The organism is Blastococcus sp. CT_GayMR16, from assembly GCF_004570875.1.
Lineage (GTDB): Bacteria > Actinomycetota > Actinomycetes > Mycobacteriales > Geodermatophilaceae > Blastococcus_B.
Genome location: NZ_SPQK01000019.1, coordinates 55,046 through 74,112, shown reverse-complemented (window position 1 = coordinate 74,112; position 19,067 = coordinate 55,046). Strand labels below are relative to the sequence as shown.

Genomic DNA, 19,067 nt, shown 5'->3' with positions numbered 1-19,067 from the left:
GCCTAGGGTCCGACCGTGACCACCCAGTCCTCCTCGCCGCCGAGCGGCCGCACGATCCTCGCCGTCGTCGTCACGCTCCTGGCCTGGGCGTCGGCCTTCGTGGCGATCCGCGGGGTGGGGGAGGACTTCTCCCCGGGAGCTCTGGCACTCGGCCGGCTGGTGATCGGCAGCGCCGTCCTCGGCCTGCTGCTGATCGGGCGCGGCTGGGTCCGGCCGACGGGGCGGGAGTGGGCGCTCCTCGTGGTCTGCGGGGTCGGCTGGTTCGGCATCTACAACGTCGCCCTGAACGCCGCCGAACAGCACCTGGACGCCGGGACGACGGCGATGCTGGTCAACATCGGCCCGATCCTGATCGCGGTCTTCGCCGGGCTGCTGCTGGGCGAGGGGTTCCCGCGCTGGCTCGTCGTCGGCATCGCCGTCGCATTCGTCGGCGTGGTACTGATCGGCGTGGCCACGCGCAGCGCGGAGACGGAGCTGATCGGTGTGGTCCTGTGCGTGGTCGCGGCGGTCACCTACGCCGCGGGTGTCGTCGCGCAGAAGCCGCTCCTGCGGCGGCTGCCCGGGCTGCAGGTGACGTTCACCGCCTGCGCGATGGGTGCCGTCTGCTGCCTCCCGTGGGCCGGAACGCTCATCGGCGAACTGGGTGCGGCCCCCGGCGGATCGATCGCGGGGGTGGTCTACCTCGGCGCGGTGCCGACGGCCCTGGCCTTCAGCACCTGGGCGTACGCGCTGCGCCGGATGGACGCCGGGAAGCTCGGCGTCACCACGTACGTCGTCCCGCCCCTGGTGATCCTCCTGGGCTGGCTCCTGCTCGACGAGGTGCCGCCGGCGCTCGCCCTGGTCGGCGGGGCCATCTGCCTCACCGGGGTGGGCCTCTCGCGGCGTCGCACCCGGGTCCGGCCGCCCGTGCCGGTGCCCCAGGAGGCCAGCCCGACGGTCTGAGCCGCCATCGGTTCGGAGTGCACGTGCGCACCGCCGGCCGCTGATGGGGTAGGCATGCCACGGATGGGCCGTCGGCGCATCCAGGGCCCCAGGCCGGGAGGAACGCGTGGACGAACAGGACTGGGCGCAGGTGGTGGCCGCGGCCACCCGGGCGCCGTCGATCCACAACACGCAGCCGTGGCGGTTCGTCGCGACTCCGGACCGGCTCGAGGTGTACCTCGACACCGAGCGCGCGCTGCCGGTCCTCGACCCGACGCGGCGGCAGCAGGTCATCAGCTGCGGCAGTCTCGTCGAGTTCGCCGTCGTCGCCCTGTCGGCTGCCGGCCGCGACGGCGACGTCGACCTGCTCACCGACGACGCCGACCCCGACCACCTCGCGACCATCGAGGTGACCGGCACCCGCGAGCCGACCGAGGAGGACCGGAGGCTGGCCGCGGCGATCGCGCAGCGGCACACGGTGCGCGCGGCCTTCCAGCCCCGGGCCGTCCCGGTCGACCTCGTCGATCGGCTGCAGGCCGAGGCGGGCCTCTTCGACACCTGGCTCAAGCCGATCACCCGGTCCGAGGAGGAGGTCGCCACGGTGTTCCTCATCTCCCGCGCCGAGGAGATGGAGCAGAGCGACCCCGCCTACGTCGCCGAGTTGGAGAGATGGATGCGCACCGATGCGGCGGCGGTCGACGGCGTGCCGGTGGAGGCCGTGCCGGCCGGCGACCCGCACGCCCGCCCGTCGAACTGGCTGATCCGCGACTTCGTGGCCGGATCCCGCGAGCAGCACGCATTCCTCTCGTCCGGGGATCCCGACGCGCCCCCGCCGGCGGTGGAGCGTCCAGTGGTGGTCCTGCTGGGTACCGAGGGCGACGACCGGTACGCCTGGCTCCAGTCCGGTCGGGCCCTGGGCCGGGTCCTGCTGCAGGTGACGGTCGCGGGGCTGGCGGCGTCGCCGCTCACCCAGGCCCTGGACTGGCCGGCGACCCGCAGCCGGATGCAGTCGCGGCTGTCCCTCGTCGGGCATCCGCAGATGCTGTTGCGGATCGGCTACCCGCCGGAGGCGGCCGGCTCGGCGGTCAGCGGCCGTCGTACGGTCGCCGACGTGCTGCGGTTCGTGCCTGCGTCGAGCTGAGCGTTCAGTCCCGGGGGCGCCGGGTGGGGGTGGCCCAGTGGTCGTCGATCTCGTCGTCGTCCAGCCGGGCCGGGACGTCCCGGCGGGCGGCGGCTTCGAGGGCGGCGTCCCGTTCGCGGTCCCGCTCGGCCTTCTCGGCCCGCGCCGCCTCACGCTCCGCCCGGCGGTCGGGACGGTCGGCCGAGCCCGGCCCGGCGATGCGCCACAACGTCGCCCCGGCGAGCGCCAGGCCGAGCGGGAGCACGTAGGCGGCCACCCGCTCCGTCCCGCCCTCACCGAGGTACTCGGTCACGCTCGTCAGGAAGAAGACGGTCGCGGCCGTGCCGATCAGGCCGAGCAGCGCCAGCGTCGTCCCGAGGAACTCCGACCGGGGCCGCACCGCATAGGCCAGGGCGATGAGGCCGAGGCCGCCGCCGACCAGGTACGCCACGGCGCCGATCGCGTGCACGAGGGAGTTGCCGTCGGACGGGAAGACCCCGACCAGCAGGACGCCGGCCGCCGCGACGCCGAGCAGGACGGGTGCGACCTGTGCGGCTCCGCGCAGCAGCACCGGCCGGAGCAGCAGGGTGCCGCCCAGGATGAGGGCCGCCTGCACCACGAACGAGGCGTTCATCAGCTGGTGCGCTGCCGAACCGCTCGCGCCCAGGTCGCTGATGACGTCGTCGACGCGCGAGTAGGAGCCCTCGTAGCGGAACTCGGCGATCGTCTCCAGCACGAAGAACTGCAGCGTCAGCAGCCAGGCCAGGGCGCCCCAGCGGAGGCGGTTCGCAGTCACGGGAGCCATGGTCCCAGGCCGGCGGCACGTTCCCGGGTCTGCACCCGGGCGAGGACGGCGTCGTACTGCGGACCCGACAGCCAGGACGGGTTGCTGCCGGCCGGCATCCGGAGCACCTCGGCGTCGCGGGCGACGGGATCGGCCAGAAGCTCCGCGCGGTCGACCGGTTCGTCCAGCAGGGTCAGCAGCAGCGACACAGCCGGTCCGCCGGCGTCCTGCTGCGGCGGGCCGCGGAGCTCGCCGAGGGCGTGCACTCCGGGCCGGTCGCGGCCGCTCAGCCACAGCAGGCACGGCTGGCCGGCCGCCATCAGGTCGAGCCGGTGGGAGGGCCGCACGCACCGCGTCAGCGGCTGCTCGGTGCCGGGACGCCAGCCGGGGACGAGGTCGGACGGGGGCCGGTTCGTCTTCACCAGCCAGCAGGCGACGTCGCCGGGAAATAGCCTCCGCATCCGGGAAGCGAACCAGGCGGACGACTCGGCCGTGCGGACGGCTCGGGGGGGCGAAGATTGGCAGGCCAAGGCTTGGGCCACCATGCGTTCTATCCTGGGGCGGTGACCGCCCTACAGACGCTTCCGCCTCCTGCCGACGCCGGCGACATGCTCGCCCTGGAGCGGCAGGTGTGTTTCGCCCTGTCCGTGGCTGCTCGCACCGTGGTCGCTGTCTACCGGCCCGTGCTCGAGCCGCTCGGGCTGACCCATCCGCAGTACCTGGTGATGCTGGCGCTGTGGCAGCACGGGCAGCTGTCGGTCAAGGAGCTCTCCGGCCTGCTGCAACTGGACCCCGGCACCCTCTCACCGCTCCTCAAGCGGCTGGAGGCAGCGGGTCTGCTGCGCCGGGAGCGGGATCCGCAGGATCAGCGGAATCTGGCTCTGGCGCTGACCGACACGGGGAAGGCGCTGCGCGCCGAAGCGGAGCGGATCCCGGCCGGCATCGTCGAGCGGCTCGGGATGCCCGTCGAGGAGCTGATGTCGCTGCAGGAGGCGCTGACTCGCGTGATCGCCGCCTCCCAGCGGGCGCTGAAGGTCCCCGGCGTGGACGAGTCCACGGTCGCCTGATCCGGAGCGCTGTTACTCCGCTAACAGTTGGTGTCCCAAGCGTTGGTGTACTCGGCATTGGTGGGATGATGATGGCACGGGCCGGGTCGACCAGGGGAGTGCCGTCATGACAGCTGCGGACACGGAGCGCGGTGTGCCGGCCGAGCCCGTCGTGCGCCCCGCCCCGCACCGGTGGATCTGGTACGCCCTCGGCGGCGGGTTGCCCGAGCGCAACCGCGGCTGGGTGCTGCACGACACCACGACCCGGACCTGGTGGCTGCGGCATGTCGCGCGCTCGCTGGCGCAGCTCGCGGTGCCCATCGCGGCGGTGCTGATCTTCGTCCCCGGCCCCTTCTGGATCCGTGGGATGGCCGCCCTCGCCGGGGTGATCCTGGGGCTGTTCTTCTCCCTCGCTTACATGCCCGAGACCGTGGAGCACCGGGTCGTGCGGGCCGGCTTCCCAGCGGGAACAGCGACCGCCGCCCGCCACGGCGCCGCTGAGGAGCGCGAGGCAGGCGAGTCGATTCGACGTCGCGCTGCCGCGTCGAAGCGGGCGGCGCGGTACCGGGCGAAGTCAGGCCGCTAGGGCGCGCTTCGCCGCTGCGTCACCAGGTGGAGATCACCGCCAGGACGACGCGGCTCGGTGGCCGATGGCGTTCGTCGTAGCGGGCGGGCGGCCGTGGCGTGGCCGGCGTCCGCCGGCCGTGGCACCGGTGAGAACGACTGCCCGAGGCCGTCCTGGGATGGGTGCGCGCGCCACCGGGAAGGGCGCCTCCATGGCGGTCAAAACTGCTGCGTGAGAAAAGCTTGACACGGGGTCACCCCCTCAATACTTTCAGCCAACCAAATTCCCGCCCGCCCGCCTCGCAACGACGAACACGCCATTCACGGGGACCGAATCCCAGTGCTTTCCCCTTCATGGGGATATGTGGCGTGCCGGTGACCCCTCAAGGAGCTGTCGTGAAGTTCGGACGTCTTATTCGTCGTATTGCTGTAGCCGTGGCGATGGGTGTGGTGTTGCCACTCGTAGCTGCCGCCCCGGCCAATGCAGTTGTAGACCCCAGTGCTCCCGTGTGGTACGAGACCAGTGTCACCGGAGTGACGCGGACCAGCAACGTCATCCGCTACGACATGCGGCTCGGCAGGTGCGGCGGGTCTCCGTCACCGACCAGTTGCACCATCACTTCTGGAAAGATCGCGACGCGCACCATCGGAGTGACGTTCGGGATTTCGGTAGGCGCCGTCGCCGCAACGCTGGGCATCAGCAGCGCGCGGTCCGTCACGATCACCGCCGGGTGCACCGGGAGCACCCGGCCGCCGACCTACCCGTGGGTCTCCGGCTATGCCTTCGGCGACACCTACCGCTACACGATTCAGCAGCGCACCTACCAGTACGGCCGCCTGACCCAGACCGCGAATTCCGTGCAGTACGCCTTCAACCCGACCGGCATCCGCTGTGCGTACTCCTCCAGCTGAGGACCCGCTTCGCCCACGACGCACAGCAGCGTCCCAGCCCGAGAAATGGAGATCGATCGACGTGAACATTCGCAAGCTGGCGGCGGGCTTCATCGCCATGGCGTCCGTTCTGGTGGGCGGGGTCGTTGTCGCGCCACCGGCGTCCGCCGCCACCGTGGTGAGAGTCCTGAGTTCCAATAGCAACATCAACTTCAACAATCCGCTCGCCACGTGTTCGGCACCCGCCGGATTCACGTGCACGATCAGTAAGTCGTACGCCGCGACTCGCACGATCAACGTGGCTTTCGGCGTGTCGCGTAGCTTCGTGAGCGCTCAGCTGGGCATTTCCAGCGCCACGACGAGGTCCGTCACGGTGTCCTGCAGCAAGGTGATGCCGCCCAACCGGAGCCGTCTTGTGGCCTACCCGGCGGGGAGGCAGATCTTCTACACGATCACGTCGAATGGGCAGACGTCGGGGACACTGATGGCGTTCGAGCCCGAGCCGGCCTCGGTGGCGTGTTTCCTGTACGCCTGACGTTCACGACAATTCCGCGGATGAGAGCGGACTGAACGCAGCTTTCTCGATCGCCACGTCCAGGGATGCCCGTGCGGGTGTCCCTGGACGTGGCGATTGCCGCCTCGGTCGCCGCCCTGCCGGTGGCGGTCAGTCCGTCGCGGCGTGCTCGTCGGCGCCGGCCGGATCGGCGTCGTCGGACCCCACTGCCTGACGCTCCAGCTCGGTCCGGTGCTCGAGCACCTCGTCGCTCGGGTGGGGGTCCTTCGCGTGCTGCGTGCGGTCGCGGGTGGGGTGCTCCCCGGGCTCGATGACGTCGTCGAGGGTGGGGCGGTCATCCGGTTCGGTCATGGGAAGCCCATAGCCGCCGCCGCCTGCCCCTAATCGCTCAGCGGGGCTCGAGGCGGGCCGCGGGCAGCCACGACTCCACGAGCACCGGGCCGTGCGGGCCGGTCACGGTGTAGGCGACCCGGCCCTGCCACCCGCCGCCGCGCTGCCGCCACTCGACGAGCAGGCCCGGCCACGTCCCGGGGAACTCCGGTGGATCCCGCACCCAGCAGTGCCGGCCCTCCCCGCCGTCGCCTGCGGCGGCGTAGGACGCGCCAGAGGCCGGGGCGGCGGCCGGCACGTCCGCACGCACGCCGGAGGCCGCCGCCCGCTCGCCGAGGGAGCGTCCCCCTCGCCCTGGAGTCATCCCGCCGGCCACGGTCGAAGTGTCGCACGGCCGTCGAACAAGTGTTCGACGACACCCGCAGCGGATCAGTCGGTGCGACCGCCTGTGACGCCGTCCGCGAGGGTGCGCGCGATCGTGCGGAGCAACGGATGGCCGGGCAGGTCCTCGACGAGCACCGGAAGGGGCAGCGACCAGTTGGGCCGGTCGCCGGCGCCGGGCATGTTGGGCCGCCGCAGCTCGCCGATCGCGTCGTCCAGCGTCGCCGACAGCAGCATGGAGGGAGCCCCACCGAGGAGGCGGTGCGCGTGCTCCACCGCCTCCTCGGTGGGGGTGTTCCGAGGCAGCCTGGGCAGGTGCGCCAGCAGCGACGTCCGGCCGCGTTCGAGCTCCTCGTCGGTCCCGGTGCCGTGTTCGCGCTGCTCCTCGACGTCCTTTCCGGTCCAGAGGCCGGCGACGGTCGGCAGATCGTGCGTGGTGATGGCGGCCATGGCCTCGGCCGGCCACTCGGCGGGGGTGTCGTCCTCGAACCAGAGCAGCCGGTAGGACAGGATGCCGTGCTCGGCCATGGCCTCGCGGACGCCGTCCTCCACCGTGCCGAGGTCCTCGCCGACGACGAGCGCCTGCGCGCGGGTGCTCTCCAGCGCCACGATGTCGAGCAGGTCCTCCGACGGATAGCGGACGTAGGCGCCCTCGGCCGCCGACCCGCCGGAGGGCACCCACCAGAGCCGGAAGAGACCCATCACGTGGTCGATGCGCAGCCCGCCGGCGCCGGCCATCGTCGCGCGGATCGACTGGATGAACGGCTCGTAGTCCGCGTCCCTCAGCCGCCAGGGGGTCAGCGGCGGTGAGCCCCAGTCCTGGCCCTGGGAGTTGAACGCGTCCGGGGGTGCGCCGACGCTGACGCCCTCGGCGAGCACCTCCTGCCAGGCCCAGGCGTCCGCACCGCCCCCGGCGACCCCGATGGGCAGGTCCTGGATCACGGTCATGTCGCCGGTGGCGGCGGTGAACTGCAGGTCCAGCGCCCACTGCAGCCAGGCGTGGAAGGCGACGACGGCGCCGTGCTGCTCCACGTAGCGGGCGAGCTCCGGGCCCTGGGGACGGCGCAGCTCCTCGGGCCAGGTGTGCCAGTCACCGCCGTGTTCCTCGGCGATCGCGGCCCAGGTCGCCCAGTCCTGGAGCGTCTGCCCCCGCTCCTCACGCCACCGGGCGAACGCCTCGCCGCCACCGTGGGCGAAGAAGACGCGCATCAGCACCTCGCGCTTGCGGGCCCAGATGGCGTCGCGGTCGATCAGCGGGCCTTCCGACAGCGCCCGGCCGGCGTCGTCCTCGATGTCGACCCCGTCGGCGCCGGGCACCTCGGAGATCCGCAGGTAGATGGGGTTCCGGAAGCGGCGGGTGGCCGGCAGGTAGGGGCTGGCCTCCTGCCCGGCCGTCGGCGCGACCGCGTGCAGGGGGTTGATCAACACGAAGCCGGCACCCTGGTCGGCGGCCATCCGGCGGACAGCGCGGAGGTCGGCGAGGTCGCCGATGCCCCAGCTCGCCCGGCTGCGGGTCGCGTAGAGCTGCACGGCCCAGCCCCAGGCGCGGTCGTCGGGCAGCCAGCACCGGCCGGGCGAGACGATCAGCCGGCGGCGGCGGCCCTCGGCGGTCTGCAGCCAGTGGTAGCCGAGCGGGAAGTCGGCCGGCAGCTCGCCGTCGATGGAGCGCACCTCGCCGTCCTCGCAGACGACGTCGGCCTTGTCGAGCTCCAGGGCATCACCGGGCCGGGCGACGATCGGCGCGCGATCGTCGAGGTCGGCCGGGGGAGTGCCGATCACCTCGCGCAGCCGGTCGATGGTGGCCTGGGCGACGGAGTGCTCCTTGTCCAGCGCGTCCAGCCAGCTCGCGTCGATGCCCCACTCGTCGGTGGTCGGTGTCGGTGTCACCCGAGGATCCTCGCCGGGCCGGGGAAAGCCTGCAGCGTCAGGTCCGCGGGCGGGCACGCTTTGTCGCCGATGCCACAGCCGGATCCTCGGGCCACGGGTGACGGGGATAGCGGCCGCGCAGCTCGCTGCGGACGGCGGGGTAGCCGGTCACCCAGAAACCGGCGAGGTCCGCGGTCGTGGCGACGACCCGCTGCGCGGGGGAGAGCAGTTGCAGCCGCAGGGGACGACCGGCGACCAGCGGTGCCTGTGCCCAGCCGAACACCTCCTGCACCCGCACCGAGAGCGTCGGGACATCCGGGTCCGCGTAGTCGATCCGGATCCGGGAGCCCGTCGAGACCTCGATCCGTCCGGGCACGACGACGTCGAGCTCACCGGCGACCTGCCACGGGACCAGCGCGCGCAGTGCACCGACGACGTCGAGGCGCCGGAGGTCGGCGCGGTTGCGGGCGCCCGACACGTCGATGGCGGCGAGCAGGGCCTCGTCGTCGACGGCCGGCCACGGACTCCCGAGGCCGGCGTGGGCCGCGGCCAGGCGTGCCCGCAGATCGCGTGCCGCAGGTGTCCAGTTCAGGAGTCCCAGCCCCTCGAGGCGCAGGCCGTCGGCCACGGCGGCGGCCACAGCGGCCGGGTCCGGCCGGGCCAGTGGCCGCTCGGCCAGCACGATCGCGCCGAGCCGCGTCACGCGGGCGCCGGCCACGTCGCCGTTGCGCCAGGTCACCTCGTCGCGCTCCAGGTGCTGCGCGGTGCCGGCCTCCAGCGCGGTGGCCTCGTCGATCGCGACGGCCGCACGCACCCGCGCGTCCCGGCGGCCGGGGGATCGGTCGGCGACGGCGACCGCCAGCCACGGGGCCCCGGTCAGCGCCGTCCCGGGGGAGAGCTCGGCGCCGGTTCCGGCGGCCATGAGGTAGGTGCCGGTGCCACCCGGCCGGCGCCGGGCCAGCCGTTCGGGATGTGCCAACCCGACCACCAGGCCGGCGGCGGTGTCGTCGGGCAGGCGAGGGGCGGTGGCCTCGGGGGCGGCTCGTTCGAGCCGGGCCACCTCCTCCCGCCAGCGGGCGGTGGCGCCGCGGTCGGATCCGTCGCGCAGGCCCCGCCAGGAGGCGCCCAGGTCGTCGCTGCGGAAGGACAGGTCGGCGGAGAGCAGTGCGACGACCTCGGCCGCCCGGCGTCGGCCGACCAGCGGTGCACCGTCGAGCAGGGCGCGGGCCAGCCGTGGGTGGACCCCGACCGCGGTCAGCGCCCGTCCCCGTGCGGTCGCGCGGCCTTCGTCGTCCACCGCGCCGAGGCTGCGCAGGGTCTGCTCGGCGACGAGCAGGGCGGCTGGTGGGGGAGTATCGAGGAGCGCGAGGCCACGGCCGCCGGGCGCACCCCAGCCGGCCAGCTCGAGTGCGAAGGCCGTGAGGTCGGCGGTGGCGACCTCCGGCTCGTCATGAGCGGGGAGCCGATCGTGCTCGGCTGCGGTCCAGCAGCGGTAGACCGCGCCCGGTCCTTCCCGGCCGGCCCGCCCGGCGCGCTGGGTGACCGCCGCCCGTGAGGCGCGCACGGTCACCAGCGAACCCAGCCCCCGGGCGAGGTCGGCCCGCGGCACCCGGGAGAGGCCGGCGTCGACGACGACGCGGACGCCCGGCACGGTCAGGCTGCTCTCCGCCAGGGCGGTGGCCAGGACGACCCGGCGGCGGAGCCCGGCCTGGAGCGCGGCGTCCTGCGTCGCGGCCGGGAGCCGGCCGTGCAGCGGCAGGACGTCGGCGTCGGCCCCGCTCAGCCGCCCGGCGACGGTGCCGATCTCGCCGGCACCGGGCAGGAAGACCAGCACGTCGCCGGACTGCTCGGCCAGCGCCCGGCGGACGGTCCCGGCGACGTGCGTGAGCAGCTGCGGATCGACCCGGAGGCCGTGCGGTGGGTCGACCTGCGTGGACGGCGGTGCCCACACGACGTCGACGTCGTGCAGTGCACCGGTGGTCTCGACGACCGGGGCCGGGGTGCCGTCCCCGCCGAGCAGGGCGGCCAGCCGCTGCGCCTGGGCCGTGGCCGACATGGCGAGCAGCTGCAGGTCCGGACGCAGCGTCGCCCGGACGTCGAGACAGAAGGCGAGCGCGAGGTCGGTGTCCAGGTGCCGTTCATGGCATTCGTCCAGGACGACGGCGTCCACCCCGGACAGCTCCGGGTCCGCCTGCAGCCGTCGGACGAGCAGGCCCGTCGTGACCACCTCGATGGGTCGCGGCGCTGCGCCGGCTGTCCCCGCGCACGCTGTAACCGACCCGTCCGCCGACGGCCTCACCGATCAGCGCGGCCATCCGCCGCGCGGCGGCGCGGGCGGCGACCCGACGCGGCTCGGCGACGACGATGCGGCCCGGCAGAGCGCCGGCCAGGGCGAGCGGCACCAGCGTCGTCTTCCCGGTGCCGGGCGGCGCCACGAGCACGGCGCACCCGGTGGCGGACAGCGCGTCCGCCAGCGCGGGGAGCGCGGAACGGACCGGAAGGTCGGTCCCCGGCGTCCCGGGCGGTGGCAGCACGGGACCAGTCTCACCTGCCGACCGCAGATCGCTGGCAGCGCTTGACCTTCCAGCGACTGGAGGGTGCATCGTCGTCGTCGTGGAGCACCTGACCATCGGAGCGCTGGCCGCTGCTCGCCCGGCGCCGCGCGGTGCGCGAGGTCGCGGCCGAGCACGTACGGGCACTGGACGCCGAGATCCGGCTGCTGCGGCTGCGACGGACCCTGCTGCAGCACGTCGCGACCGTGGGATCGACCGCTGAGGAGATGCGGATCGTGCACGACCTGGCCACGCTGTCCGCCCGTGAGCGGCAGCAGATGATCGACGAGTTCGTGGAGCGCGTGTTCGCCGGCGTACCCGACGACGCCCCGGGGGGCCGGCATCGCCGCCGGGATGCGTACGTTGCCGGCGGAGCTCCCGGAGGAGCCGTCTCCGGAGGAGCCCGACGCGACCGGTCTGGACGCCGGCCGGATGCAGACGCTGGGGCGCCGCGCTGGCCGACGGAGTGGTCGCCGGGAGTCCTGCGGCTGAGCGGCTGGTCGCCGACCTGCTGGACGACGGTCGCGCGGCGATCCCGGACCGTCGGGCGGTGCTGGCCGACCGGCTGGCCACCTTCACCGACGCCCGCGTCGAGCGGTACTGGCAGCTGCTCGGGATGCTTCACGGCCGGCCGACGTTCGAGCCGTCGGTGCCGGCGGTGCAGTGGTGGATCGCCGCACTGCGCGCGGCATCATGAACGGATGAGCCTCGGCACCGCGGTCGCGGCTTTCGCCGTCGTGGCGCTGGCGCTCACCCTCACGCCCGGGCTCGACACGGCCCTGGTGCTGCGGGCGGCCCTGACGCGCAGCCGTCGCGATGCGGCCGCGACCGCCGCGGGCATCGTGGCCGGGCTGTTCGTCTGGGGCGCCGCCGCCGCCGTCGGCGTCTCGGCGCTGCTCACCGCGTCGCAGCTCGCCTACGACGTCCTGCGCTACGCGGGCGCCGCCTACCTCGTCTGGTTCGGCCTGCGCCTGCTGGTCCGCGCGGTCCGGGGCACCGCCGGGGTCGAGCCGGACGGCACCACGGACAGCTCACCGTGGCGGGCGGCGCGGCAGGGACTCGCGACCAACCTGCTCAATCCCAAGGTGGGCGTCTTCTACGTCGCACTGCTGCCGCAGTTCCTGCCCTCGGGCAGCGACCCACTGGCCGTCGGCCTGCTGCTCGCCGGCGTGCACGCGCTCATCTCGGTGGTCTGGTTCGCCGTGCTGATCACGCTGGCCACGGCTCTGGGGCGCCGGCTGCGCCGCCCGGCGACGGTCCGGGCGATCGACGGCGTCACCGGCACGACGCTCGTCGGGTTCGGGATCAAGCTGGCGCTTCCCCGCTGATGGCCACCGACTGGCTGCTGGTCCATCCTCCACTGCTCGGCCCCGCGATCCTGGGGCCGCTCGCCGAGGAGCTGAGCCGGCGCGGCGCCACCGTGCACGTCCCCGATCTGCGCGCGGCCGTCGCCGAGGCGGATGGCTGGCCGGAGCGGTGGGTGCGTCTGGCCGCGGCCGCCGGGCCGGCCGATGCGGTCCTCGGGTTCTCCGGCGCCGGGGTGACGCTGCCCGCCGTGGCGGCCGAGGTCGGCGCCCGGCAGGTCGTCTGGGTCGACGCGCTCATACCGGCGCCCTCCGGGGCGACCGAGGCGGACGACGACATCCGGGCGCGGGTGGCCGGTCTGGTCCGGAACGGGCGCATCGCCGACTGGACGACGTGGTGGGGCCCCGACGCGCTCGTGGAGCTGGTGCCCGACGCCGGCGTCCGGGCAGCGATCGAGGCGGACGGGCACGAGCTCCCGGGCGACTTCTACGACGTCGCTGTCCCGGTGCCGGGGACCTGGCCGGAGGACGGCGCCCGCTACCTCCAGCTCTCACCGGCCTACGACGACGCGGCCGTCGAGGCGCGCCGCCGCGGATGGCCGGTGCACGGCGGGCTGGCGGGGGCGCACCTCGACATCGCGAACCACCCCGTGCTGATCGCCGACCTGCTCGGCTGACTGGCCACAGCGCCCGCGTCCGTCACTGGCGTCACGTGTCGCCGCCGTCCAACCGGGACGGCGGCGAAGTCCTCCTTACGGTGCGCGCGTGAGATCGCGTTCCACAGGCCTGTTCCTGACCCTGCTCCTGTCCGTGCTGGCCCTGATGTCGGGGTGCGCCGCCGAGCAGGTGCGTCTTCCCGACGTCGTCGGCCTGCCCCTGGACGAGGCGCACCGGGTGCTCGAGGAGCTCGGATTCGAGGAGTTCGACGACAGCGACGCCTTCGACGAGCGGGCGATCATCCGCGACGCCAACTGGGTCGTCCTGGAATCCGACCCGGCCGCCGGCGCATCGGTGGCCCTGGATGAGACGGTCGCCTTCCAGGTGGGAAAGCGCGACGAGCGCCGGACGGTCGACCTGCTGCCCGCCGGCTCCCCGGTTGCCCAGGAGTTCGCCGCTCAGGAGGCGAAGGAGCAGGAGGAGCGGGCGGCGCAGGAGGCGCGTGACGCGGCCGAGGAGGCAGCAGGCGCGCAGGCCCGGGCCGAGTCGGTCACCGCCTACATCAACGACGTCGACCCCGTGCTGCGGCTCGCCACCAACGTCTTCGCCGAGATCGACGCCACGGCAGACGGGGTCCGCAGCGAGGACTACGGATACGACCAGAGCACCGTGGTGGGGACAGCCGTCGACGCCGCGACCATGGTGCGTGACCGCGTCGCCGGATTCGTGCCGCCGAACGGGAGCCGGCGCGCCGGTACCCACGAGGACCTGGTGGCCGCGACGCAGCGGTGGACGGACGCCGCCCGGACACTGCTGAGCGCTGACGGCGTGGGGCGGGAGTCCTCGCTCGCGCGGTACGCGGAGGTCCGCGCCGAGGCCCAGGCGGCCTGGAACCAGGCGCTGACCGCGCTGTACGACGGGACGACGGTTCCGCCGCCGCTGCTCCCGTAGGCGCCGGTCGGGCCTCGGGCCGGATGGCCGCGGCGACCGGCCCCCGGTAGGCATGGCGGCATGCCGGTGATCGGATTCCACAACTCGCACGAGCAGGTCCACCCCGCCCAGCTGCTGGACGCCGTCCGGCACGCCGAGGAGGTGGGCTTCACCGCGGCGATGTGCTCCGACCACTTCGCCCCCTGGAACTCCCGGCAGGGCCACTCGGGTTTCGCGTGGTCGTGGCTGGGCGCCGCGCTGGCCACGACGTCCCTGCCGTTCGGGGCGGTCAACGCTCCGGGGCAGCGCTACCACCCGGCGATCGTCGCCCAGGCGATCGCCACCCTGGGGGCGATGTTCCCCGGCAGGTTCTGGGTGGCCCTGGGCAGCGGCGAGGCGATGAACGAACACATCACCGGCGACAAGTGGCCCCGCAAGGACCAGCGCGATGCCCGCCTCCGCGAATGCGTGGACGTGATCCGCGCGCTGCTGGCCGGTGAGGAGGTGACCCACGACGGGCTGGTCACCGTCGACCGGGCGAAGATCTGGACGCTGCCCGAGCAGCCGCCGGCGCTCATCGCGCCCGCGGTGACCGTCGCCACGGCCCGCCGCGGCGCGGAGTGGGCCGACGGGCTGGTCACCATCAACCAGCCGCACGACACCCTGCGCGAGATGGTCGCCGCCTACCGCGACGCCGGTGGCCGCGGGAAGCTCGTGATCCAGGTGCACGTCTCCTACGACCCCGACCCCGACCGGGCGCTGGCGATGGCGTTCGAGGAGTGGCACAGCAACGTCTTCCCGCCGCCGCTGTGCTGGGACCTCGACACCCCGGAGGCCTTCGACCTGGCCAGCGTCCACGTGACCCCGGCGGACGTCGCGAAGGTGGTCCGGGTGTCGAGCGACCTCGCCGAGCACGCCGCCTGGCTCGCCGAGTACGCCGATCTCGGCTTCGACGAGATCTACCTGCACCACGTCGGCGTCGAGCAGCGGGGTTTCCTGGACGCGTTCGGCGAGCACGTCCTTCCGCAGCTGGGCGTCACCGCCCCCGAGCCGGCGGTGGCGCTGTGAGGATCACCGACACGTCCGACCTGTGGTGGAAGACCGCCGTCGTCTACTGCCTCGACGTCGAGACGTTTCTGGACTGGAACGGCGACGGCATCGGCGATTTCGCGGGCCTCGCCCAGCGGATCGACCACCTCGCCGACCTCGGCGTCACCTGTCTGTGGCTGATGCCCTTCTATCCGACCGCCGAGCGCGACGACGGCTACGACATCACCGACTTCTACGGCGTGGACCCGCGGCTGGGCAGCCACGGCGACCTGGTCGAGGTCATCCGGACGGCGAACGACCGGGGCATGCGGGTGATCGCCGACCTCGTCGTCAACCACACCTCACGCAAGCACCCGTGGTTCCGCTCGGCCGAAGCCAGCACGGACTCGCCGTTCCGCGACTTCTACGTCTGGCGCTCCGACCCGCCCCCGGACACAAGTGCGGAGGTCGTCTTCCCCGACCAGGAGACGAGCATCTGGACGAAGTCGGAGCCCACGGGCGAGTGGTACCTGCACCGTTTCTACAAGGAGCAGCCCGACCTCAACGTCACTAACCCCAAGGTCCGCGACGAGATCGCCAAGGTCATGGGCTTCTGGCTGCAGCTGGGCCTGTCGGGCTTCCGCGTCGACGCGGTCCCGTTCCTCCTGGAGACCGACGGCACCGACGACGGGGCGTTCCCCGAGCCGCACCAGTTCCTGCGGTCGCTGCGCTCGCTGGTCGGCCGCCGCTCCGGCAACGGGGTCCTGCTCGGCGAGGTCAACCTGCCGCACGAGGGCCAGCTGGAGTTCTTCGGCGGCACCGACGGCGACGAGCTGACCATGCAGTTCGACTTCATCGGCATGCAGGCGCTCTACCTCGCCATGGCCCGCGGGGACGTCGGGCCGCTCGTCGACGCCCTCACGTCCCGCCCGGCGCTGTCGCCGGACTCGCAGTGGGCGACCTTCGTGCGCAACCACGACGAGCTCACCCTCGACAAGCTCTCCGACGACGAACGCGCGGAGGTGTTCGCCGCCTTCGGTCCCGAGGAGAGCATGCAGGTCTACGGCCGCGGTCTGCGCCGGCGGCTGCCACCGATGCTGGACGGCGATCCACGGCGGATCCGCATGGTCTACAGCCTGCTGTTCTCCCTGCCCGGCACCCCGGTGCTCTTCTACGGGGAGGAGATCGGCATGGGGGAGGACCTGGACGCCGAGGGCCGCCTCGCCGTCCGGACGCCCATGCAGTGGACCGCCGGCCGCAACGGCGGCTTCTCCACCGCCGAGCCCCGTCGGCTGCCAGGGCCCGTCGTCTCCGGTGGATTCGCGCCGGAGTTCGTCAACGTCCAGGACCAGCGGCACGACCCCGACTCACTGCTGTCCTTCATGAAGCTGCTGGTCAGCCGATACCGGGAGTCACCCGAGCTGGGCTGGGGGAGGTTCACCGTCCTGGACCAGCCGCACCTGTCGGTGCTCGCGCACGCGTGCGTCTGGGACGACGGCACGATGGTCGCCGTCCACAATCTCGGACCCGAGCCGCGCACCGTGCCGCTGACGCTGGAGGACTGCGACGCCACGCACCGGCTGGTGGACCTCCTCGCCGACGGCAGCACGCCGGTGTCGGACAAGGGGAGGGTCGAGCTCGCGCTGGAGGGCTACGGCTACCGCTGGCTGCGGGTCGTCGGTCCGGACAGCAGGCGCCTGGTCTGAGGGGCCTTCACGGCCATGAAGGCCCCTCAGGAACGCAGGTCAGGCCGCCAGAGCCGCCGTGGTCGCCGGTTCCAGCGCCAACGCCAGGACGTCCCGCACGTCGCTGACCAGGTGGACGGTCAGCACGTCACGGACGGCCGCGGGGACGTCGTCGAGGTCCGGCTCGTTGCGCGCCGGCAGGAGCACATCGGTGATGCCGGCGCGGTGGGCGGCGAGGAGCTTCTGCTTGACCCCGCCGATCGGCAGCACCCGACCGGTCAGGGACACCTCACCGGTCATCGCCACGTCGTTGCGCACGGTCCGGCCCGAGAGCACCGAGGCCAGCGCGGTGACCATCGTGACGCCGGCACTCGGCCCGTCCTTGGGCACCGCACCCGCCGGGACGTGCACGTGAACCTCCCGGTCCTTCAGGTCCGACACCGGGAGCTCGAGCTCGGCACCGTGCGAGCGCAGGAAGGACAGCGCGATCTGCGCCGACTCCTTCATCACGTCACCCAGCTGACCGGTCAACCGCAGCCCGGTCGCACCCGTCTCGGGATCGGCCAGCGAGGCCTCCACGAACAGGACGTCCCCACCGGCTCCGGTGACGGCCAGGCCGGTCGCGACGCCGGGCAGCGCCGTGCGCTCGGCCGACTCGGGGGTGAACCGCGGCCGGCCGATCAGGTCGCGCAGCGAGCCGGTGCCGACGTGGACGGCGTCGGTGTCCGACGACAGCCGCGCGGTGACCTTCCGCAGCAGCCGGGCCAGCTGGCGCTCCAGCTCACGGACCCCGGCCTCCCGGGTGTAGTCGGCGGCCAGCGTCCGCAGGACGTCATCGTCGACCGTCACCTCGTCGGCGGTCAGCCCGGACCGCTCCAGCTGCCGGGGCAGCAGGTGGTCGTGGGCGATGGCGACCTTCTCGTCCTCGGTGTAGCCGTCCAGCCGGACGACCTCCATCCGGTCCAGCACGGCGGCCGGGATCGCCTCCAGGACGTTGGCCGTGGCCAGGAAGACCACGTCGGACAGGTCGAGCTCCACCTCGAGGTAGTGGTCGCGGAACGTGTGGTTCTGCGCCGGGTCGAGCACCTCGAGCAGCGCGGCCGCGGGGTCGCCGCGGTAGTCGCTGCCGAGCTTGTCCACCTCGTCGAGCAGGACCACCGGGTTCATCGACCCGGCCTCGCGGATGGCCCGGACGATCCGGCCGGGAAGCGCGCCGACGTAGGTGCGCCGGTGGCCGCGGATCTCGGCCTCGTCCCGGACGCCGCCGAGCGCCACGCGGACGAAGTTGCGCCCCATCGCGCGGGCCACCGACTCGCCCAGCGAGGTCTTGCCCACGCCGGGCGGGCCGACCAGCGCCAGCACGGCACCGCTGCGGCGGCCCCCGACGACGCCCAGTCCGCGCTCCTCGCGCCGCTTGCGCACCGCGAGGTACTCGGTGATCCGGTCCTTGACCTCGTCCAGACCGGTGTGGTCGGCGTCGAGCACCGCGCGGGCGCCGGCCACGTCGTAGGCGTCCTCGGTGCGTACCGACCACGGCAGTTCGAGCACGGTGTCCAGCCAGGTCTGCACCCAGCCGGCCTCGGGCGACTGCTCGGACGTGCGCTCGAGCTTGTCGACCTCCCGCAGCGCCGCTTCGCGGACGTGCTCGGGCAGGTCGGCGGCCTCGACGCGGGAGCGCAGGTCGGCGGGCTCGTCACCCTCGCCACCCGCGAGCTCACGCAGCTCCTTGCGGACGGCGGCCAGCTGCTGACGGAGCAGGAACTCGCGCTGACGGTGGTCCATGCCCTCCTGGACGTCCTTGCGGATCGTCTCCGCGACGTCGAGTTCCGCGAGGTGCTCGCGGGCCCAGCGGATCGCCAGCTCCAGCCGGAGGATCACATTGGCGGTCTCCAGCAGGGTCAGCTTCTGGTCGGCGTCGAGGTACGCGGCGTAGCCCGCGGTGTCGGCGACCGCCGAGGGGTCGGTCAGCCGCTGGACGCCGTCGATCAGCTGCCACGCCCCGCGCTGCTGCAGGACGGACACGACGAGGCCCTTGTACTCACGGGCGAGTTCCTGGGCGCGCAGGCCGGCGCCCTCGTCCGGGAGCGCGGAGATCTCGACCCACAGGGCGCCGCCGGGACCGGTGGTCCCGGCGCCGATCCGGGCGCGGCTCACGCCGCGGACCAGCGCGCCGGGCTGCCCGCCGGGCAGCCGACCGACCTGCTCCACGACGGCGATCGTGCCGATGCCGCCGTAACGACCGTCCAGTCTCGGGGTCAGGAGGACGCGCGCCGGCCCCTCCTGGGTTCCGGCGGCGTCCACGGCGACGCGCGCTTCGGCGTCGCCCAGTTCAACGGGGACCGCCATGCCGGGCAGGACGACGGTGTCGTCCAGCGGCAACAGCGGCAGGCGTTCGGTAGTGCTCACTCGTTCTCCTCAGACCACTCCGGCACGAACACCGGTTGACCTGGACAACGCATGGGGAAGGGCAGCCTTACCCGTGTTCGCTGACGG

20 protein-coding genes are annotated in these 19,067 nt (G+C 73.3%); 12 read left to right on the top strand and 8 right to left on the bottom strand.

What is annotated here, in order from left to right; genetic code table 11:
• Positions 1 to 15: 15 nt before the first annotated feature.
• Both E4P38_RS18055 and E4P38_RS18050 read left to right on the top strand, forming a co-directional pair.
• A complete protein-coding gene (locus tag E4P38_RS18055) occupies positions 16 to 942 on the top strand; it encodes a DMT family transporter (protein ID WP_135133339.1) in 927 nt (308 codons plus the stop codon).
• 106 nt (positions 943 to 1,048) lie between these two features.
• Positions 1,049 to 2,062: a nitroreductase family protein gene (locus E4P38_RS18050; RefSeq protein WP_135133338.1), complete on the top strand. Its 1,014-nt coding sequence runs from the start codon at positions 1,049 to 1,051 to the stop codon at positions 2,060 to 2,062.
• Between the two features lie 4 nt (positions 2,063 to 2,066).
• On the opposite strand, the gene E4P38_RS18045 is transcribed toward E4P38_RS18050, so the two are convergent.
• Together E4P38_RS18045 and E4P38_RS18040 are read right to left on the bottom strand one after the other, a co-directional pair.
• The gene (locus E4P38_RS18045) at positions 2,067 to 2,846 is read right to left on the bottom strand and encodes a DUF998 domain-containing protein (protein ID WP_245161125.1); all 780 of its coding nucleotides are present in this window, start codon (positions 2,844 to 2,846) and stop codon (positions 2,067 to 2,069) included.
• Positions 2,834 to 3,286 carry a hypothetical protein gene (locus tag E4P38_RS18040; protein ID WP_135133336.1) on the bottom strand — a complete coding sequence of 151 codons (453 nt, stop codon included), beginning with the start codon at positions 3,284 to 3,286 and terminating at the stop codon, positions 2,834 to 2,836. The genes E4P38_RS18045 and E4P38_RS18040 overlap by 13 nt, the downstream gene beginning before the upstream one ends.
• A 102-nt stretch (positions 3,287 to 3,388) precedes the next feature.
• Between E4P38_RS18040 and E4P38_RS18035 the strand changes: the two genes are divergently transcribed.
• From E4P38_RS18035 to E4P38_RS18020, 4 genes are all read left to right on the top strand, one after another.
• The gene (locus tag E4P38_RS18035; RefSeq protein WP_245161124.1) at positions 3,389 to 3,892 is read left to right on the top strand and encodes a MarR family transcriptional regulator; all 504 of its coding nucleotides are present in this window, start codon (positions 3,389 to 3,391) and stop codon (positions 3,890 to 3,892) included.
• Between the two features lie 106 nt (positions 3,893 to 3,998).
• Positions 3,999 to 4,457, top strand: coding sequence for a DUF5313 family protein (locus tag E4P38_RS18030; RefSeq protein ID WP_135133335.1), 459 nt, complete (start codon positions 3,999 to 4,001; stop codon positions 4,455 to 4,457).
• 374 nt (positions 4,458 to 4,831) lie between these two features.
• On the top strand, positions 4,832 to 5,347 hold the full coding sequence (locus E4P38_RS18025) for a hypothetical protein (RefSeq protein WP_135133334.1): 516 nt from the start codon (positions 4,832 to 4,834) through the stop codon (positions 5,345 to 5,347).
• Between the two features lie 61 nt (positions 5,348 to 5,408).
• Complete coding sequence (locus E4P38_RS18020) at positions 5,409 to 5,861, top strand: hypothetical protein (RefSeq protein ID WP_135133333.1); 453 nt, start codon at positions 5,409 to 5,411, stop codon at positions 5,859 to 5,861.
• A 129-nt stretch (positions 5,862 to 5,990) separates the two neighbouring features.
• Here E4P38_RS18020 and E4P38_RS18015 read toward each other — a convergent pair whose 3' ends face one another.
• The 5 genes from E4P38_RS18015 to E4P38_RS23610 form a co-directional block, all read right to left on the bottom strand.
• Positions 5,991 to 6,191 carry a hypothetical protein gene (locus E4P38_RS18015; protein WP_135133332.1) on the bottom strand — a complete coding sequence of 67 codons (201 nt, stop codon included), beginning with the start codon at positions 6,189 to 6,191 and terminating at the stop codon, positions 5,991 to 5,993.
• A gap of 37 nt (positions 6,192 to 6,228) precedes the next feature.
• Positions 6,229 to 6,534, bottom strand: coding sequence for a hypothetical protein (locus E4P38_RS18010; RefSeq protein WP_167760614.1), 306 nt, complete (start codon positions 6,532 to 6,534; stop codon positions 6,229 to 6,231).
• Positions 6,535 to 6,599: 65 nt separating this feature from the next.
• Positions 6,600 to 8,438: a 4-alpha-glucanotransferase gene (gene malQ / locus E4P38_RS18005; protein WP_135133330.1), complete on the bottom strand. Its 1,839-nt coding sequence runs from the start codon at positions 8,436 to 8,438 to the stop codon at positions 6,600 to 6,602.
• A 37-nt stretch (positions 8,439 to 8,475) separates the two neighbouring features.
• On the bottom strand, positions 8,476 to 10,644 hold the full coding sequence (gene hrpB / locus E4P38_RS18000) for an ATP-dependent helicase HrpB (RefSeq protein ID WP_245161123.1): 2,169 nt from the start codon (positions 10,642 to 10,644) through the stop codon (positions 8,476 to 8,478).
• Positions 10,556 to 10,951 carry a hypothetical protein gene (locus E4P38_RS23610; protein WP_245161122.1) on the bottom strand — a complete coding sequence of 132 codons (396 nt, stop codon included), beginning with the start codon at positions 10,949 to 10,951 and terminating at the stop codon, positions 10,556 to 10,558. The genes hrpB and E4P38_RS23610 overlap by 89 nt, the downstream gene beginning before the upstream one ends.
• Before the next feature lie 484 nt (positions 10,952 to 11,435).
• Between E4P38_RS23610 and E4P38_RS17995 the strand changes: the two genes are divergently transcribed.
• From E4P38_RS17995 to E4P38_RS17970, 6 genes are all read left to right on the top strand, one after another.
• Complete coding sequence (locus E4P38_RS17995; protein WP_135133329.1) at positions 11,436 to 11,666, top strand: hypothetical protein; 231 nt, start codon at positions 11,436 to 11,438, stop codon at positions 11,664 to 11,666.
• Positions 11,667 to 11,670: 4 nt separating this feature from the next.
• Positions 11,671 to 12,297, top strand: coding sequence for a LysE family translocator (locus E4P38_RS17990; RefSeq protein ID WP_135133328.1), 627 nt, complete (start codon positions 11,671 to 11,673; stop codon positions 12,295 to 12,297).
• Entirely contained in the window at positions 12,297 to 12,950 is a 654-nt protein-coding gene (locus E4P38_RS17985) for a hypothetical protein (protein WP_135133327.1), read from the top strand. The genes E4P38_RS17990 and E4P38_RS17985 overlap by 1 nt, the downstream gene beginning before the upstream one ends.
• 88 nt (positions 12,951 to 13,038) lie before the next feature.
• Positions 13,039 to 13,881 (top strand): PASTA domain-containing protein, encoded by an 843-nt coding sequence (locus E4P38_RS17980; protein ID WP_135133326.1) that lies wholly within the window; start codon positions 13,039 to 13,041, stop codon positions 13,879 to 13,881.
• A gap of 60 nt (positions 13,882 to 13,941) precedes the next feature.
• Positions 13,942 to 14,928 carry a TIGR03885 family FMN-dependent LLM class oxidoreductase gene (locus E4P38_RS17975; RefSeq protein ID WP_135133325.1) on the top strand — a complete coding sequence of 329 codons (987 nt, stop codon included), beginning with the start codon at positions 13,942 to 13,944 and terminating at the stop codon, positions 14,926 to 14,928.
• On the top strand, positions 14,925 to 16,595 hold the full coding sequence (locus tag E4P38_RS17970; protein WP_135133324.1) for an alpha-amylase family protein: 1,671 nt from the start codon (positions 14,925 to 14,927) through the stop codon (positions 16,593 to 16,595). The genes E4P38_RS17975 and E4P38_RS17970 overlap by 4 nt, the downstream gene beginning before the upstream one ends.
• 39 nt (positions 16,596 to 16,634) lie before the next feature.
• On the opposite strand, the gene lon is transcribed toward E4P38_RS17970, so the two are convergent.
• A complete protein-coding gene (gene lon / locus E4P38_RS17965) occupies positions 16,635 to 18,980 on the bottom strand; it encodes an endopeptidase La (RefSeq protein ID WP_135133323.1) in 2,346 nt (781 codons plus the stop codon).
• Between the last annotated feature and the right edge of the window lie 87 nt (positions 18,981 to 19,067).